Annotated in this window: 16 protein-coding genes; 3 read left to right on the top strand and 13 right to left on the bottom strand. The window is 69.5% G+C overall.

The features are described from left to right. Together ACIODU_RS27165 and ACIODU_RS27160 are read right to left on the bottom strand one after the other, a co-directional pair. A partial coding sequence (locus ACIODU_RS27165; protein ID WP_401770556.1) for a leucine zipper domain-containing protein occupies positions 1 to 324 on the bottom strand: 324 nt, incomplete at its 3' end. A 66-nt stretch (positions 325 to 390) separates the two neighbouring features. Next, positions 391 to 594, bottom strand: coding sequence for a helix-turn-helix domain-containing protein (locus ACIODU_RS27160; protein ID WP_401770553.1), 204 nt, complete (start codon positions 592 to 594; stop codon positions 391 to 393). Between the two features lie 407 nt (positions 595 to 1,001). Between ACIODU_RS27160 and ACIODU_RS27155 the strand changes: the two genes are divergently transcribed. Continuing rightward, positions 1,002 to 2,486, top strand: a complete 1,485-nt coding sequence (locus ACIODU_RS27155; RefSeq protein ID WP_401770550.1) for a hydrolase — start codon at positions 1,002 to 1,004, stop codon at positions 2,484 to 2,486. 217 nt (positions 2,487 to 2,703) lie between these two features. After that, entirely contained in the window at positions 2,704 to 3,564 is an 861-nt protein-coding gene (locus ACIODU_RS27150) for a calcium-binding protein (protein WP_401770547.1), read from the top strand. Positions 3,565 to 3,595: 31 nt separating this feature from the next. Here ACIODU_RS27150 and ACIODU_RS27145 read toward each other — a convergent pair whose 3' ends face one another. Genes ACIODU_RS27145 through ACIODU_RS27135 form a run of 3 tightly spaced genes read right to left on the bottom strand, consistent with a single transcriptional unit; the run spans position 3,596 to position 5,305 of the window. Beyond that, positions 3,596 to 4,168 carry an SMI1/KNR4 family protein gene (locus ACIODU_RS27145; RefSeq protein WP_401770545.1) on the bottom strand — a complete coding sequence of 191 codons (573 nt, stop codon included), beginning with the start codon at positions 4,166 to 4,168 and terminating at the stop codon, positions 3,596 to 3,598. Between the two features lie 10 nt (positions 4,169 to 4,178). Continuing rightward, positions 4,179 to 4,433: a DUF397 domain-containing protein gene (locus ACIODU_RS27140; RefSeq protein ID WP_401770542.1), complete on the bottom strand. Its 255-nt coding sequence runs from the start codon at positions 4,431 to 4,433 to the stop codon at positions 4,179 to 4,181. After that, complete coding sequence (locus tag ACIODU_RS27135) at positions 4,430 to 5,305, bottom strand: helix-turn-helix domain-containing protein (protein WP_401770540.1); 876 nt, start codon at positions 5,303 to 5,305, stop codon at positions 4,430 to 4,432. Before ACIODU_RS27135 ends, ACIODU_RS27140 begins: the two co-directional genes overlap by 4 nt. A 219-nt stretch (positions 5,306 to 5,524) precedes the next feature. On the opposite strand from ACIODU_RS27135, the gene ACIODU_RS27130 reads away from it, so the two are divergent. Beyond that, positions 5,525 to 5,992 (top strand): ATP-binding protein, encoded by a 468-nt coding sequence (locus tag ACIODU_RS27130; protein ID WP_401770537.1) that lies wholly within the window; start codon positions 5,525 to 5,527, stop codon positions 5,990 to 5,992. 12 nt (positions 5,993 to 6,004) lie between these two features. On the opposite strand, the gene ACIODU_RS27125 is transcribed toward ACIODU_RS27130, so the two are convergent. The 8 genes from ACIODU_RS27125 to ACIODU_RS27090 all read right to left on the bottom strand — a co-directional run bounded on the left by ACIODU_RS27125 (position 6,005) and on the right by ACIODU_RS27090 (position 16,411). Next, complete coding sequence (locus ACIODU_RS27125) at positions 6,005 to 6,610, bottom strand: hypothetical protein (RefSeq protein ID WP_401770534.1); 606 nt, start codon at positions 6,608 to 6,610, stop codon at positions 6,005 to 6,007. Next, positions 6,597 to 8,258 carry a substrate-binding domain-containing protein gene (locus ACIODU_RS27120; RefSeq protein WP_401770532.1) on the bottom strand — a complete coding sequence of 554 codons (1,662 nt, stop codon included), beginning with the start codon at positions 8,256 to 8,258 and terminating at the stop codon, positions 6,597 to 6,599. The genes ACIODU_RS27125 and ACIODU_RS27120 overlap by 14 nt, the downstream gene beginning before the upstream one ends. Beyond that, complete coding sequence (locus ACIODU_RS27115; protein WP_401770530.1) at positions 8,255 to 9,421, bottom strand: toxic anion resistance protein; 1,167 nt, start codon at positions 9,419 to 9,421, stop codon at positions 8,255 to 8,257. Before ACIODU_RS27115 ends, ACIODU_RS27120 begins: the two co-directional genes overlap by 4 nt. Positions 9,422 to 9,447: 26 nt before the next feature. Further along, positions 9,448 to 10,554 carry a substrate-binding domain-containing protein gene (locus tag ACIODU_RS27110; RefSeq protein ID WP_401770527.1) on the bottom strand — a complete coding sequence of 369 codons (1,107 nt, stop codon included), beginning with the start codon at positions 10,552 to 10,554 and terminating at the stop codon, positions 9,448 to 9,450. A 124-nt stretch (positions 10,555 to 10,678) separates the two neighbouring features. Continuing rightward, on the bottom strand, positions 10,679 to 11,215 hold the full coding sequence (locus ACIODU_RS27105) for a hypothetical protein (protein WP_401770524.1): 537 nt from the start codon (positions 11,213 to 11,215) through the stop codon (positions 10,679 to 10,681). 124 nt (positions 11,216 to 11,339) lie between these two features. Beyond that, positions 11,340 to 11,795 carry a hypothetical protein gene (locus ACIODU_RS27100; protein ID WP_401770521.1) on the bottom strand — a complete coding sequence of 152 codons (456 nt, stop codon included), beginning with the start codon at positions 11,793 to 11,795 and terminating at the stop codon, positions 11,340 to 11,342. Between the two features lie 154 nt (positions 11,796 to 11,949). After that, positions 11,950 to 12,717, bottom strand: coding sequence for a hypothetical protein (locus ACIODU_RS27095; protein ID WP_401770519.1), 768 nt, complete (start codon positions 12,715 to 12,717; stop codon positions 11,950 to 11,952). 136 nt (positions 12,718 to 12,853) lie between these two features. Continuing rightward, entirely contained in the window at positions 12,854 to 16,411 is a 3,558-nt protein-coding gene (locus ACIODU_RS27090) for an FG-GAP-like repeat-containing protein (protein WP_401770517.1), read from the bottom strand. Positions 16,412 to 16,879 lie beyond the last annotated feature (468 nt).

Below are 16,879 nucleotides of genomic sequence, written 5' to 3'. Positions count from 1 at the left end.
GGTCAGCACCCGGTGCACGGTTGAGGGCACGAGGCCGAGCAGGTGGGCGATGCGGGCGGGTCCCCACCGGCGCAGGACGCGGACCTTGATGATCCAGCGTTCGGTCCGGGTCGGGGTCCGACGCGGGCTGTTGTGCGGGCGGGAAGACCGGTCCCGCATGCCGGCGTCGCCGAGTGTCCGGTAGCGGGCCGCCCATCGCTGGGCGGTCGTCGGGGAGATCTGGAAGCGTTCGGCCGCCCGTCGCAGGGGCCAGCCGTCCTCGACCACGCAACGGGCCAGGCGAAGGCGTCCGGTCTCGGTCAGGGGTGCATTACGGTGAGGCATGAGGGCCTTCTGTCGTTCGTGTGTAGACGTCGCAATCCACACCGAACCCGGAAGGCCCTCACCCATTCAAGATCCCTCAGCCGAGACCTGCGTCACTCGTCCACAACCTCCCGGGACAGAACACCTAGGGCTTCCCGGCGACCCCTTCGACAGAACCCCGGCCTCACCGCCCTCACGCCAGGCCCGACGCCACCGCTCAACCGACCGCACACTGATCCGCAGGGCAGCGGCAACCTCCGCGTTCTTCTGCCCGCTCTCGAAACACTCCACGCCTGGAGCCGCAACCGCTCGCGCGTAGTTCTTTCGGCGTCGGTCAGTCCGCCGCGCTGCGCGTACCTCACACCCCAGGGCCACCGGTGCCGACACCCAACTGTCAGGCGAACGGCACCGACATCACCCAATCAAGTTCAGTAGCGCGTGCAAGGTGATATTGGCCTTCTTAGGTGCGTGAGTTGAGCGTTGGGCGGCGTCGTGGGGATCGCCCCGAGATCGTAGCGAGGCCAAGGGGCGGGGTGGATTGTCCGGTACGGCCTTCTCCGTACGGTCTGGTGCCTGAGGGACGTACAACGTTCATCGAGCTTTGGCAAAAAGGTCTTCCGGGGCGGGGTCTACGCGCGCAGAGTGGTTCCTCGCACCGCCTCTGTCCCATCACTCCACCCCCACACGGAGGTTGACGGATGCTTGGATCCGTGAAGTCCCGCCGCTTGCTCATCGCCGCCACGGCGTCCCTCGGTCTGGTCACCGCGGGCGCCGGCTACTCCGCGCAGGCGGCCGCCCCGGCCGCCTCCGCCGCCGCCCCGGCTCCCGCCGCCGCTGCCGCCACGCACCGCGTCCTGTTCGACAACTCGAAGGCCGAGCAGGCCGGCAACGCCGACTGGGTCATCGGCTCCAGCCAGCCCGACCCGCTCGGCCAGGACTCCACCCCCACCAAGGAGACCGACTGGACCGGTGGCCTCTCCGCGTGGGGTGTCGCGCTCCAGAGAACGGGCGACTACTCGCTCAAGACACTGCCGGCCGGCAACACCATCACCTACGGCGGCTCCGGCGCCCTCGACCTCAAGAACTTCGACACCTTCGTCCTGCCCGAGCCCAACATCCGGCTCAGCACGGCCGAGAAGACCGCGGTCATGAAGTTCGTGCAGGCGGGTGGCGGGCTCTTCCTGATCTCCGACCACGACGTCAGTGACCGCAACAACGACGGCTACGACTCGCCGATGATCATCAACGACCTGATGACCAGCAACGGCGTCGACAACACCAACCCGTTCGGCTTCTCGGTCGACAAGCTCAACATCGCCTCCGGCAACCCGAAGGCGATCAGCGACAGTTCGAACCCGGTGCTGAACGGTTCCTTCGGCAAGGTCACCGGCAGCCTGATCGCCAACGGCGCCACCTTCACCCTCAAGCCGGCCGACAACCCGGCCGTCAAGGGCCTGCTCTGGCGCTCCGGCTCCAGCACCACCGGCACCACCGGAGCCTTCTTCGTCACCAGTACCTTCGGCAGCGGCCGGGTGGCGATCTGGGGTGACAGCTCGCCGATCGACGACGGTACGGGCGCCTCGGGCGACACCCTCTACGACGGCTGGAACGACTCGTCGGCCACCAACGCCGCGCTCGCCCTGAACGCCACGGCGTGGCTGTCCGGTACGGGCAGCACCGGTGGTGGCGGCGGTGGCGGTGGCGGCGGCACCTGCACCACGTCGGGCCAGCTGCTCGCCAACCCCGGCTTCGAGTCGGGCACTTCGGGGTGGAGCGCCACGTCCGGCGTGATCACCTCCAGCACCGCGAAGGCGTCCCACTCCGGTTCGTACAAGGCGTGGCTCGGTGGCGCGGGTACGGCGGGTACGAAGACGCTCTCCCAGTCGGTGACGATCCCGGCCAACTGCTCGGCCTCGCTGAGCTTCTGGCTCCACATCGACACCGCCGAGACCGGCACCACGGCGTACGACACGCTCAAGGTGCAGGTCCTGAACTCCTCGGGCACCGTCCTCGGCACCCCGGCGACGTACTCCAACGTCAACGCGGCGACCGGCTACACCCAGCGCACCCTCGACCTCAGCGCCTACGCCGGCCAGTCGGTGACGCTGAAGTTCACCAGCACGGAGGGCTCCAAGCTCCAGACGTCGTTCGTGGTGGACGACACCGCGCTCAACGTCAACTGAACGAAGGTTCGTTAGCGCCTCTCGGCCGCCAAATGCTCTGGTTTTCCCAGGGTATTTGGCGGCCGGTGCGTGAGGCTGTTCATTCTCCGTTCTTTGTTGATTGTCTCATTGGTTCCCTTGGGGAGTCGCCATTGAGGGCAACCAATTACTCGCGCCGGAAGTCAAGTGTGTGGTGTGCAAGAGCAAGAGACCACAACTGCCTTACGGAGAACGCGATATGGACTCGTATCTCATCAGTCGCCGATACCTGCGTGCCGCCTCGGCTCTGACTCTGTTTCTCGGCGCGGGACTCGCCGTTCCGGCCGCCCTGGCCCCCGCCGCCGTCGCCGCGGCGCCCTCCGCCACCGCCGAGGTCAACCCGTACGGCTGGCAGCTCACCTATACGGCCGCCGCCGGACAGACGAACAGGCCCACCGTCAAGGAATCGCTGGTCAAGGGCAGTACGGAGGTCACCTATGTGATCGATGACGTCGTCCCGATCAGTGCGGGGAACGGCTGCGTCCACCCCGTCAGTTCGGACCGCACCAAGGTCGTCTGCACGGTCAGCGGTGTGGACAGCCAGGACCCGTACGCCGCAATGGAAATGCGCCTCGGTGACGGCAACGACACCGTCAGCATCAACAACACCACCGGCCAGATCTTCCTCTTCAACAGCATCGACCTGGGCGCCGGAAACGACAAGCTGACCGGCAACAGCGGGATCGACGGCAATCACGTCTCGGGACAGGCCGGCAACGACACCATCACGGTCGGCAAGTACGGGACCATCCTGGGCGGTGACGGCTCCGACACGCTCTCCGCCAGGGGCGGCGACAACATCGTGCAGGGCGGGAAAGGCAACGACGTGATCCGCGGTGCCGCGGGCGCGCAGTCCCTCTCCGGCGACGACGGCAATGACTCGTTGTACGGGGGGAACGGCAACGACTCGCTGTACGGCGGCAAGGGCAACGACATCCTGTACGGGAATAGCGGTGCGGACGTGTTGTACGGGAACACCGGCGACGACAAGCTGTACGGCGGCGCCGGCAAGGACACGCTCTCCGGCGGCGCCGGAAAGAATGTCGTCCGTCAGGACTGACAGGTCGCGTCGGCCGGGGGCCCGCTCCGCGTCAGGTGCTCGCGAACCAGGAGCGGCCCTCGGCCCAGCGGGTCACCCACCCCGCGAAACCGGGCGTCCCCGGCATCACCGAGGTGTCCGGCCGGGTGCCGAAGGGCATCGCGCCGTACTCGTCGATCAGCCAGACGTGGCCGCGCTGCGGGCCGGTGACGATCAAGTGCCAATACATGCCGCAGCCGTCGGTCCCCAGCAGCAGCGAGCCGTGGTCGAACACGGGGGCCGTACGGGCGTTGAACTCCTCGTCCGACAGCGTCTCCTCGTCCTCCTCCCACGACCACGCCGCCGTGAGCGGAAAGGGCTCGGCGAGCAGGCGCTCGGGGCGGTACGAGCCCCAGTCCGGGGGCGTGTGCGCGAAGGGCAGCAGACCGTAGTGGGGCGGTCCCGCGCGCAGTCCGTCGCAGATCTCCGCCACGAACGTGCGGTACGGCTCCGGGAGTACGATGCCGTGCTCCGCCTCGAAGGACCGCACCGCCTCCCAACCGGCCGGCGCCACGGCCTCGGGTCGGGACCCGAGTATTTCGCGGAGGGCGGCGAACTCGGCTGGGTCGCGGGTTTCTGTGTTCACGCCGGTCGGCCTAGAGCTCGGTCCCGCGCGGGATGAGGTGGTCGTACTGGCCCGCCTTGACCGCGAGTATGTGGGCGAGCATTTCCTCGTCCGTGAAGCGGAGTGCGCCGTCGCGGCCGCGGTCCTTGGAGTCACCGAGGGCGACGCCGCCGTCGATCGCCATGACGAGCACGCAATTCTCGCTCGAACCGCTGCTGAACGCGGACTTCTCCCACTCGCCGTGGAGGGGCTGCTCGTACAGGTCTGACTTCGATTCGGCTGTCACGACAGTTCTTTCTTGATCTCTTCGATGAGCTGAACGGTGCGTGCGGGGCTCAGGGCGAAGGCCGCCAGGTCGGCGTACCTCCGTCGCGAATGCCGGACTGTCGCCGCTTCATCGGTGACGGAGTCCCCCCGTTGCATTTCGGACGAGACCACACTGCGGTGTTCGACGCCGGGGAAGTCGAGGATGGTGAACGGAGTGCTGGAGACGCTGGCCGCGCCCGCCTCGAACGGGATCACACGCAGGTTGACGTGCTGTCGTCCGGCCGAGGTCAGCAGGTGGTCCAGCTGGGCTCGCATGGCGTCCTGTCCGCCGACCACCGCCCTCAGGGCCGACTCCAGGCACAACGCGTCCAGGGCGGGAGGGTGTTCACGGGTGAGCACGCCCTGACGCCTGTGCCGTACGTCGATGAAGATCTCACGGTGCTCCGTGGCCTCGTGTTGCTGCCCGAACTCGACCAGGGCGGCCACGTACTCCCTGGTCTGGAGAAGGCCCGGGACATACGTGCCGCTGTGGCAGAAGATCTTCTCGGCCGCGTCCTCAAGGTAGAGGTAGCGGTACGAGTCCGCCGTGAACACGGCCTGGATCTCGGGGCGTTCGTACCACGCGCGGCCGAACGACCGGCCCTGGTCGATCGCGGCCCTCAGCGCGGCGCGTTCGTCGACGCTCGCTCCGTACGCCTCCAGCATCTCTTCGAGCTGCTCGGGGTTCGGGAACGCCTTGCCCCGCTCGATCTTGCTGATGTTGTGCCGTGAGCACTCCAGACGCACCGCGATGTCGTCCTGCCGGAGGTGCGCGTGCTCGCGCAGTCGTGCGAGCTCACCGCCGACCTTCCGCATGGCGAAGATCGCGTTGGTGTTGACGCTGACGGGCACCGGTGTCCCTCCGGGTGGCATGACGTCCGATGGCAGCAGCGTAGCGCGCGGGCTCGCGCGGATGACTCTTCCGGGCGACTTCCCGCGTACAACTTGCGCGCGACGAGTCGCGCGACTCATGCTGGGTGGCGCGCACCGGTGCCACACGCCCGGGATGCGGATCCCTCTGTCATGCGTGCCCGACGGCCGTCATGACCTCTACTGCCGGAGGTACGAGTGGTGGACCAGCGTCGTTACGTGCTCGCGGTCGAGCGGTACCCCTGTACCGCCCTCGCGGTCGGGGAGGCGCGGGCCCTCGCGGGGCGCGTCTACGCGCCGTACCCGTGGGTGGATCGCGACACGGTCAAGCTGCTGGTGAGCGAGACGGCCACCAACGCCGTGCTGCACGCGGGCGGCGGCGGGTTCGACCTCATCTGCCACTCCCCGGTGCGGGGTTCGGTCCAGATCGAGGTGCACGACCGGAGCCAGGCCGAGCCCAAGCGGCGCCCGCACGGCGCGTTGGACAGCCACGGTCGCGGGCTGGAGTTACTGGACCTCCTCGCGCCGGGGTGGGCCGTCGTCACGACGATGACGGGGAAGGGGTTGGTCTTCACGCTCACGGCGGATCCGCCGGAGTCGGGCTATCGGCGGCTGCTGGAGCGGGTGTTGCTGGGGTTGGGCGGGAGCGTTCCGCTGGACGAGGAGTGAACGACCCGCGCGTCACGAGGACTTGTTGCGGTCCTCCAAGTAGCGCGTGTGGGTCTCCTGGCGGCGGGACTCCGCCTCGCGCAGCGCCGTCGCCAGGGTGCGGGACTCGTCGTACAGCACGGTCAGTTGGCGTTCCAGGTGGCGTTCCGGGGGGTCCGTGGTGGGTTGGAGGCGGGTCCACCAGCGGGTGCGTACGTACGTGTCCACCGACTCCGGGATGTCCTGGCGGATCGCCCGCGACAGCGTGTGCACCGCCTCCGGGTCCTGGGTCAGCGCGTCCGCGACCCAGCCGGGTTCCAGGAGGGCGGCCAGGACCTCGGTCAGTTCCGTCAGGCGGCCGGCTGCCGCCGGGGGGAGGTCCACCTCCGTGAGGTAGGTCGTCAGGGCGGTGAAGTCGGCCCGGAGAGTGGTGAGTTGTTCGGTCGTGTCGAAGGCCGGTGTCGGTGGGCGTTCCGGTGGCGCTATCAGGGCGCCCGCGCCGTACAGGCCCGCCACCACCAACGGCCAGTACGTGCCCGCCACTCCGGTGAAGGTGGCCACCAGGCCGACCAGCGCGGACGCGCTGCCGGTGAGGTTCTTGCGGGATTCGAGGAACGCGAGCGCTCTACTGGTAGCCACGGATCTCCTCGAATGCTCCGTCCAGGGAACCCCGCGTCGCGTCGAAGAGCCGGCCGCCGGTGAGTTCCGCGATGTGGGCCAGCTCCCCCCGGTCCGAGTCGCCGAAGACGATGGGGAAGACCGGTGTCGTACGCCGCTCGGCCGGGAGCCCGGCGTAGAAGGCGTCGAAGTCCCCGGCGCTCGTGCCCGTGGTGTTCTCGCCGTCCGTCATCAGCACGATCGAGGTGAAGGTGTCCGAACTGCCCTGCCCCAGGCGGGAGTACGCCTCTTCCAGGCTGCTGTAGATCGCCGTCTCGCCGGACGCCGTCAGGGACGCGGCGTCCGCGCGGATCGCGTCCAGCGCCGCCGACGGGTCGCCCGGGGCGACGGTATGGGTCGTGACCTCCTTCACCTCCGCGCCGAACGGCATGAAGGTGACCTCCTCCCGATCACGGAAGCGGTCACCGGTCGGTGAGTCGCCCGTACCCGTCAGGGTGGTCAGCGCGGCCTTCAGGCGGTCCAGGCGCCCGCCCTCCATCGAGCCGGAGGTGTCCAGGACGTACACCGTGCGCGAGGGCCTGCGCAGCTTGTTCTCGTACGCGTTCAGCAGCCCGTCCGCGACCGATCGTGTGCCGGGGAAGGGGAGTTCGCGCCGCTTCTCGGTGGCCAGACCGGCGGCGGGCTTCACCGAGGGGACGACCGGGCGGCGGAACGTCTCGTCCGTCAGGGCCCGTTGGGCTTCCGGGCCGCGCAGGTACGTGGTGAGGGCCTGCCCGGCCTCCTTGGCCTCGCGGGGCGCCGACGTCAGCAGGGTGAACGGATAGTCGGCGGTCACCACCCCGTCCCTGGGGCGGATCACGGTGAGGCCGGTGTGGCTGTCGCGGTTCATGGACAGCAGGACCGACTCGTAGTTGACGAGCGCGTCGACGGTGTCGTGGCGGGTGTACGCGGTGGCCAGCCACCCCGACGAACCGGACGTGAGCTTCTGGCCCGCGAAGAACTCCGCCAACTTCGGCGTCGCCGCGCGCACATCGGCGTCGGTGAGCGCCGCCTGCGCGCCGGAGAGCCCGGAGGCGACCGAAATCAGCCCGGAGAAGCCGGAGTTGGAACGTACGGGATCCGTCATGCCGTACGTGAGCCTGCCGGCCGCGACCGCGTCGTACACCTGGGACCAGGTGACCCGGTCCGGACGCCAGCCGAGCCGCTTCACCGTCGCCGCCTTGACGCCCAGGGCGACCGGCGAGGACATGATCGGGGTCTCGTTGGTGAGGCGCCGGGAGACCCCCGGGCTCAGCCGCAGGTAGTCGTTGGACGACAGCCACACCGCGTCGTACTTCCCGTCGGCGCCGCCGGACGCGATGAGGTCCGCCGCGTCCAGGGTGCCGGTCCAGGTGGGCCGTACCTTCACGCCCGTCTGCTTCTCCGCCAGATCCAACACGCCCTGCATGTCGGACAGTTCGCTGGAGGCGAGCACGCGGAGCGTGCCCTTCTGGTACGTGGTGTCCGCGGCGCTTCCGTTTGTGCCGCCCGGCTGGTTCGTGGTGCTCGGGCGGGCGGGGGTGGGGTCGGAGGAGCAGGCGGTGAGCGTCGCCAGGAGCGCGGCGATCGTGGCTGTGGCGCGGAGGAGCCGTCGTCTCAACAGCCTTTGTCCCACCGTGAGTCGTCTCATCGCGAGCCGCCTTCCAGGACGCCCGCCGAACGGGTCCGCTCCAGGTGCGCGCTCGCGTTCTGCAACTCCGTCGTCAGTGACTCCACCGTCGCCGCCATCGACTCCGTCGCCTGGATCTTGTACGTGTCGATCGCGTCGAGCGTGGTGTAGATCTGCTGGAACGCCGCGCGCAGCGTCTCCGCGCCCACCGCGGGCTCCGCCGCGAGGCGCTGGATCTCGCCGCTCTGGGTGGCGAGCATCTCCGCGTTGCCCCGGATCAGGTCCTCCGTGGTCGCCCGCAGGACGGTCACCTGCTCGGTCACCTTGCGCTGGTTCTCCAGCGCCGAGGCCAGCATCACCGCGATCCGCAGGGCGGAGACGGTGGTGGTGGCCGCCCGGTCGACGCCCTTGATCAGCTCGTCGTTGTTGCGCCGCACCAGGTCCATCGCCAGGTATCCCTGGGCACAGACGGCGAGTTGGGTCAGCAGGTCCTGGTGCTTCTGCCGGACGGGGAAGAGGACGTCGGCCCGCAGCGCGTCCGCCTTTGCGGGGTCCACGAGTTCGGCCTCGGCGATGCGCTCGCTCACCGCCGCGTCGAGGGCGCCGGTGAGGACCGCGTACTCCTGGAGCTTGCCCATGGTGTCCCACAGGCGGGTGCGCTCGGTGTGCAACGCGGCGTTGTCGCGCCGCAGTTCGTCCTGGCCGCCCCGGAGCGAGCCGACGATCTTGTTGAGGGTGGACTGCGAGGAGGCGTACTTGGCGGCGTGGTCCCGCAGTTTGTTGCCACCGGGCAGCTTGGAGAGGAAGCGCCGCGCGCCCTTGCCCGGTGTGTCGCGCGGGTCCAAGTCCTCGACCGTACGGCGTAGTTCGACCAGGGACGACGAGACGCGCGACTGCGCGTCCTCGCCGCCCGACGCGAGGGTCCGTACCGTACGGTCCAGCATCCGGTTGGACTGCTGGGCGGCGCCCCGGATCTCACCGGAACCGAGATTCGCGATCTCCCCGACCCGCGCGGTGAATTCGGGCGAGCGGGCGTCGAGCCCGGACAGCGACCCGACGTACTCGGCGGCGCGCCGCGTCATCTCGTCGTGTACGGAGTCGTCCACCGGTACGAGCCCCGCGGCCTGCTCGGTGCGCACCGGGGCGACCGGCTCGGGCGGGGTGAGGATCAGTTCGTTGCTCATGGTGTGTCTCCCCCTGGGACGTGAAGCTAGGACCGGGCGCGCAGGGCCATGTCGTGCAGCACCTCGGTGGTGGGCACGGGCGCCTGGCGGACCCCGGAAAGTGTCTGGTTCAGATAGGCGGCGCTGCCCGCGGTCGCCGCGGTGAAGCCGGCCGCGTCGCCCTGCGGGCGGAAGCCGTGCCGTACCGCGAGCGTGCGCAACGCCTGGTCGGTGGAGAGCAATTCGCCCAGCGCCCGGCCGTTCTCGGTGAGCGGGACGAGGGTGTGGTCGCTGCTGACGGTGGTGTCCGGGTAGAGGACCACCAGATCGCCGGGGTCCTGCTTCTGGAGCAGCAGCGAGGCCACCTGGGACTCGTACACCAGCACCAGCGGATTGCCGACGCCGCTGATGAAGTCCCTGAACGGTGCGTCGGAACTGGTCTGTTGGGCGCCCTGCACCGAGATCAGCTTCTTGAGCAGCGGGGCCGTCCGGGTGACGGCGGCCTTGTCGGTGGCCACGCGTCCGCCGTCGGCGACGTAGGAGGCGGCGGCGAGGTAGAGCGCGCCGGAGCTGGAACTCTCCGGATCGGTGGTGGTGATGAACACCGTGCCGCTCAACTCGGCATGTGCTCCTGCCCCCTTGAGCTGCTGCCAGGTCCGCCCGTCACCGGCCGCCGCGAGGTACGGCTTCATCCGCAGGGTGCCGCGGGAGGTGCCCTTGTTCAGGGTGGCGAGGCCGTTGTCGGCGAGGACGCGAGCGGCCGAGCGGTGGGCGACGACCACGAGCGGCGAGTAGAAGGGACGCAGGGGTCCGCCCTGCACCGCGTACTTCTTCACCAGCCCGTCGGCCGGGGCCTTCGACGAGGGGAAGGCGAAGTCGTACCCGTCCAGGGGCAGTTCCTCCATGGCCCAGGAGCCGGAGGTCTCCGTCCTCACGGTGAAGCCCCGGGCAGCCAGCGCTTTCACCACCTTGGGATCGGCGAAGAACTCCGCCTTCTCCGACCCGATCACTCCACGCACGGTCTTCGTTGCCGTGCTGGTTCCTTGGCTCTCTCGGCCTGCCACGACGGCTGCTGCCACGCCGCCGATCAGCAGCACCGCCAGGACGATTCCCAGGATGCGTTTCACAGGACGAGCGTGCTCGCGGAAACCCACGTTCCGGGCGGAGTTGGATGTACGGGGGGTGAAGTACCCATCCCGGTAAGGAACCGGAACGCGGCCTTCGGGGTGATGTCACCTGTTTCCGTGTCCGCCTCACTGTGGTGCTACGGCTGTGGTGCTACGACGGATCGGCGGCATGCTCCCGCAAGAAGGCTCCGGCATGGGCGGCGGCCTCCTCTTTCGTCGCGTACCAGGTGTGGTCCTCGGCGGCGCCGCGTGTCTGGTCCGCGCCTTCGGCCGTCCAGGCCCAGCCGCCGGACCGCGAGTCGCGCACCAGTTCGGCGGTGCCGCCGAAGAGTGCGAGCACCGAGCCCGCCTGTGCCGCCGTGGCCGTGAGGCGGGGGACCGCGTCGGGCCATTTTTTGCGCGCGCCCTGCCGGGTGATGCCCCAGACCGCACCCATCTGCTCGTAACTCGCGCCGTAGGAGCCGGCCGTTCCCGCCGCGATCGCGGTCAGTCGCTTGACCTCCGTATCCACCACCTTCCAGGCGGCGAGGACGGACAGGGTCACCTCAACCGGATCCGCCTCCCACATGCGCGCTTCGGGAACCCCCGACTCGCGCGAGCGAATGGCGGCCGCGAGCGGGTTGAGGGCATCGGTGAGGGCTCTCGCCAGTTCGGCGGACTCTTCAGGGGTGATCTCTGTCGAAGCCATGCGACAACTATAGTTACCGCCACCCGTCTCGACAACTTTAGTTAACGAGGCTGCCGATGCGAGGCGTGATGCGTGATGCGTGGCACCCGGTCCGCGCGCCTCCGCGGCCCGTGGACCGGGGCCGTCAGTGGGCGCCGACGAGCCGGCGGGGGGTGCCGGGGGCGGGCGGTGCCTCGGCGAGGGCGGCGGTATGCGCGTCCATCCGCTCGGCGGACAGGATCGCGGCGGCGGTATCGGCGCGCGAGGCCGCGACCACCAGCGCACGCCCCGCGAGGGCGAGCGCGCGGGCGTGCAGCTCGGCGCGGTCGGCGTCCGCGAGATCCGGGGTCGGGTCGACGCCCGCGTCGTCCGCCGTACGGGTCGCGGCGGGGGCCGGCCGTACGGGCGCCGCACCCCGCAGCCGCTCTATCTGCCGCGCGATGCTCCCACCCGCCTCGTCCAGCCCCAGCTCGTCGGTCACGGCGAGCAGCGCCGCGAGGTGGCCGGCCAGCTGGATGTCCAGCTCTTCCTCCCGGCTGCGGTGGGGAAAGTCGGCGTCGGCCCTCGTGTGGACCGACTTGGCGCGGATCGGTTCGTACATGAGATGGCCTCCTGGCAGCGTCAGGAAACCATCCTACATTGGAACCGGTCTAAAGTTGAGCCCCGTCGGGATCGAGGAGGCTTGCGCGGCAGCAGCTGGTGATCGATCCGCGAACCTCAATCGCGACTTCCGAGCCGACCGCGCCCGAGGCTTCTCAGGAGAGGGCGACGACCTGGCGACCGACGACCTCAGGAGGCACCGCCAGGCCACCGGGTGGGGTGGCCTTGCCGGTGGCAGTCGTGGTGAATACGGCGACCGTGGCGCCCCGGCGCATGACGACCACCTTGCGGGCCTTCTTGCCGGTGCCGGCGCGCTCGGTCAGGCCGATTCCCATGGCCTGGTCCGCCCCCTGAGGGGCCAACTCCCGCACCGCCGACGTCACCTGGTGCTCCTTGCCGACAGCCCGAAAGGTGAAGCCCCCGGTGCAGTCGTCCGCGGCTGCGGAGAGTCCGGTGAGGGAGTCGACGGCCTTCCGCTCGTTCCCGTAGGACGCCAGCGTCACGGTTGTCACCAGGCCATTGCCGGTGATCCGGCGGACGACGGTGTCCTCCGGGGAGCCGAGGGCCGCTCCGGCCGCCGCACGGGCCAGCGGGCCACATCGGTCGTCGCTCGTGACGTCGCCGGCCTTCGGGGCTTCCGCGTCGGACGGCACGGTGATCTTGGTACGCGGGACACTGCCGTCCTTCAGCGCCTTCGCGGCAAGACCCGCGGGGCCGGTCGCGGACGGACTGTCGGCAGGGCTGACGGCCACGTCTCGCGGGACACCGGTGCGAGATCCGTCCGGCCCCCCGTCGTCCGCCCCCGTGCACGACGTCACCAGGACCAGGACCACCGCCGCCGCCAGCGCACCGGCGGTACCCCTGCGGGCGGCGGCAGGGCGGGATCCCGTGCCGCCGGCCCTGACGCTCTCGTGCTGCTTCATCGTGTGGTGTCCCTCGAACGTGCGGTCTGGTACGGGCGCTTGTGGCGTCGGAGCCTGCCGGGTGGCCCTGGGCGGCCGTCGTGGGCCGTGTCCGGACGAGCGCCACCCGGACGAGGGCCAGCCAGCGGCCCGTACGTCAGCCGAGCGCCTTCTTGTTCTCCCAGCCGCCGCTGATGACCGTGACGGGGGTGCCGCCCCACGTGGCAGTGGCCTTGTAGAGGCGCAGCGTGCCGTCGGACACCAGCGCCCAGATGTCCGGGATGCCGTCCTTGGTGACGTCCGGGGTGCCGATCATCAGCGGGATGCTCGCCTTGCTCCACCCGGTGCCGAACTCGGCGTCGACGCCGGTCGCGGAATTCGCCGCGCTGGCGAGCGACGTCAGGCTGGTGCCGCCTGCCGGGTCGGGCTTGCCGTGACGCAGCAGGAGTCGGTCCGACACGAAGGTCCGGTAGACGAGGTCGGCGGAACCGTCGGCGTTGTAGTCGCCGACGTTGACCAGGTCACGGTCGGCCCAGGCCGTCGCGGACAGTTGGGTCGCCGTCCGGAAGGTGCCGCCGGAGTAGCCGGAGAAGACCCAGAGGGCGTCGCCGGACGTGACGAAGAGTTCCGGCCTCCTGTCCGCGGTGAGGTCACCGGTCGCGAGGATCTGGGTGAACGTCGACGGGTCGGGAGCGCCGGCGGGGAGCCACACCTCGGTGCGCTGCTCGACATCGACGCTGCCGTAGCCGTCGCCCCGGTAGATGTAGAGCTTGCCGTCGCTCATCCTGGCGACGATGTCCTGGATGCCGTCGCCGGGCAGGAAATCACCGTTGTGCGTGATCAGGGACGGCTTCCCCGCCGAGTCCAGCCAGTAGTCGCCACCGTCGGCGACACCGTCCTCGTCGAGGTCGGCCTCCAGACTGACCCCGTCGCGGTGCGCCCCCTGGAGCGAGACGTGGATGTCGCCGGAGGCGGTCGCCGGGTACAGCCTCAGGTCGCCGGTGGCGTCCAGGACGTAGAGGTCGGGGATCCCGTCCCCGGTGACGTCGCCCGCCGCGTCACTGGTGTCGTTGGGCGTGACGTAGAAGAGGTACTTGGTCGCCGACGCCGAGGTGTTGCCGGACGCGTCGGCGCCCTTGGCGTACAGGACGTTCGGCCCCGCGGCCAGCGGCGGGATCGTCACCGTGACGGACCCGCCCGCGGCGACGGTCGGCGTCGTCTTGCTGAGGTTCGTCGAGTTGACCGCGTACAGGTACTTCACGGTGTCGGTCGAACCTGCCGGGCTGAAGGTGAACTTGCCCGCGGTGGCACCGAACTTCACCGTGCTCCAGTTGGTGCCGTTGCCGTCGTCCTCCGGGTAGTCGGTCGAGGTGATCTTCGGTGAGTTCGGCGCGGAGGAGTCGTACACGAAGCCGCAGTTGGCCGTGGAGGGCGGAGCGTACGTGGATGCGGCTCCCGAGGAGTCGAGGGCACGGACCGCCCAGAGGTAGGTCTTGCCGTTGACGAACTGGCTCGCCGTACCGTCGGCGCCGTCGAGCGTCACGCTGGCGGCGCCGGAGGAGTCGACCGTCCTGTTCCCGTCGTAGAGCCTGGTGCCGCTGCCCTCCTGCCACACCTCGAAGTCCAGATACTTGAGGTCCCCGTCCGGGTCACTGGACTTCGCGGAGAACGTCAGGTCGCTCAGTCCCACCGAGGCGTAGGGCTTGGTGGTGTCACAACCGGTACCGGGCGAGATGTCGAGCGAGGTGGGCTCGGCGGGCTTGCGGTTGTAGGTGATGACGATCTTCGGCGCGGACTCGCCCTCGGACTTGAACTTCTTCCAGGAGTAGGAGGAGTCCTCGGTGCTGGCCTGGAGGCCGATGGTGAAGTCGGTCCAGCCGCCGTTCGCCGCGTCCTGTGCGACGGACTTGCCGTCGTACACGACGTAAGCGTCCGGGCAGGCGGAACTCCAGCCGTTGGCGAAGGACTTCCTGCCGATCTCCTCCTTCCAGGACGGCTGCTTGTTCCAGGTGGTCGACGAGGAGATGCCGTCGGTGCGCCAGACCTGCATCTCGCGGCTCGAACACGACCACGCGTACGTCTCGTACAACCGGATGTCCGCCTTGGTGACGGTGGCGCCCTTGATGCTGGACTTCCAGGCGAGGCGGAAGAAGGACCGGGACAGGCCGCCGGTGGTGGACTCGTAGCCGACGCGGGCCTCCGTCGTACCGGAGTTGTAGTTCGCTCCGTCGTAGAAACTGGACGTCGGGTACTTCTTGTACGTGGTGGTCCAGTTCTTGGTCTTGCCGGTGAGTGAGGGGTCGATGAAGACCGGCCATTGCGTCTTGGGGCTGGTCAGCAGTTCCTTGTCCGGCGTGATGGCCAGCGTGGCTCCGGTGCTGCCTTCGCCGGTGAGCGTGGCCGTGCCCACGGCGGTGTGCGCGCCGATCTGGGGGCTGGCCAGTCCCGGCAGGTCCAGGACGTCGTCACCGGCGGAGCGGAAAGCCGCCGGTGAGACGGTGACGGCGGTGACGTCGGTGGCGGAAGTGACGGCAGCGGCAGCGGCAGCGGCGGGGGCGTCGGCGGAGGACACCCCTGTGCGGTAGGCCGAGCGCACCACACCCTCCGACGGGTCGTCCCGCGGGCCGGCCGGCGTGGAGGGGGCCGGAGCCGGGGTGGACTCGTTCTCCGGCGCGGCCGAGTCGTCGCTCTCGGGCGCGTCCGGGTCCACGGGAGCCTCGGTCGGCGCGGTGCCCGGCTCCTCCGAGTAGGACGGCGAAGGGTCAGGACCGGGCTCGACCGCCTCGGGGTCGGCGCCCTCCGTGACGGCCGGCCTGCCTGCCGAGTCCCACAGGAACGGCGTCGGCGAAACCGCGATCTCCTCTCCCTCATGGTTCCGCGCGGTGATGGCGTGCGTCACCGGGTCCAGGTGGAAGGTGAGGTCGGGAGAGCGCAGCCCGTAGGAGAGGGACGCCGCCTCAAGTGCGGCCGCCGCCCGGGCGTCATGCACGATCAGCACGTGGGTGAAGCCGCTGTCCCGGGCGGTCAGCAGCAGGTCGACTCCGTCGAGCACATCGGGATAGAGAGCGGTGCCTCCCTCGATCCGCGGCTCCGGAAGCGTTCCCGGCCAGCTCATGGTGATCTCGTGCCCGCCGGTGCTGAGCGTGACCAGGTCCTGGTACGCGGAGGAGTCCTCGGCGGCGGTGACGGTACGGGGCGCCGAGGCTCGCGACACCGTGAACGGTGCCGGTACGGCCGTACGGGTCCCGGCCGTGAACGATGCGTGCTCCGCGGCGGCCTTGCCCTTCCGCTCCTTCGTCGTGCGCGCGCCGTTGCCGGCGGAGAAGACCACCGGGTCGGCGGCGGCCTTCGGCTCCCAACCCCGTTCCGTACGGGCCAAGTCGGTGTCCAGCGGCTTCCAGACGCCGTCGACCTTCGCGCGTACCGGTGCGGCGTACGCGGTGAGTTCGAACGTGCCGTCGGGCAGCGCGAACGTCGTCGAGGTGGCGTCGCGCAGGGCGGCCACCTCGACGCGCTTGCCGGTGCGGACGGCCTGTTTCCGCGCCCCGCTCTCGTCGAGCGGGGCGGTGGCCGGCGCGACCGGGGTGGCCGACTGTGTGACCGGCTCCGCCGGTGCGGGGCCCAACAGGGCGAATCCGAGACCGGCGGCGACGACCGCCGCCACTCCCGCCGCGGTGCGCCGGACGGTGGCCCGGCTGGGACGACGACGTTCCACGGTGCTGGATTCCCTCCCCCAAAACGGCGTGAGCCATTTCCGGAAGGTGCGCCCAGGCGTCGGAGTACCCGTTTACGCCAAGGCGCTCCGGAAAGGCGCACGCCGTCACGTTTTCAGTGAGCCCAAGCCTCTCCCAGGTGTCCCTTCGAAACGTCGGAGGGTCTTCCCGGCAGAGGTGGGGCGAGAGAGAAGCATGCCGGATGAAACACGTCGAATCCACAGGTGTGAAGGGTGTGTGTATGCCTGCGGGCCCTCGCCCGCCCCTCCTTCCGTGACAGCGCAGAGCTACCAGCTCCCTCCAGTGCGTCGGCCGCGAAGACCGTGAAACCTCGCAATACCCGACAGATCACCCCTTGGAATCCTCAGCGTTTGGGCGCCCTGGGTGTATATGACAACAACTCAAATGATCTTGATGCATTTAAATCCCTTTACTCTTCGATGGCCAAATAAACACAGTAAAGGATTTCT

Origin of the sequence: Streptomyces sp. NPDC088261 (genome assembly GCF_044740805.1) — a bacterium.
Taxonomy (GTDB): domain Bacteria; phylum Actinomycetota; class Actinomycetes; order Streptomycetales; family Streptomycetaceae; genus Streptomyces.
Note: the sequence above shows the minus strand (reverse complement) of the source record. Positions and strands in the feature narration are given on the sequence as shown.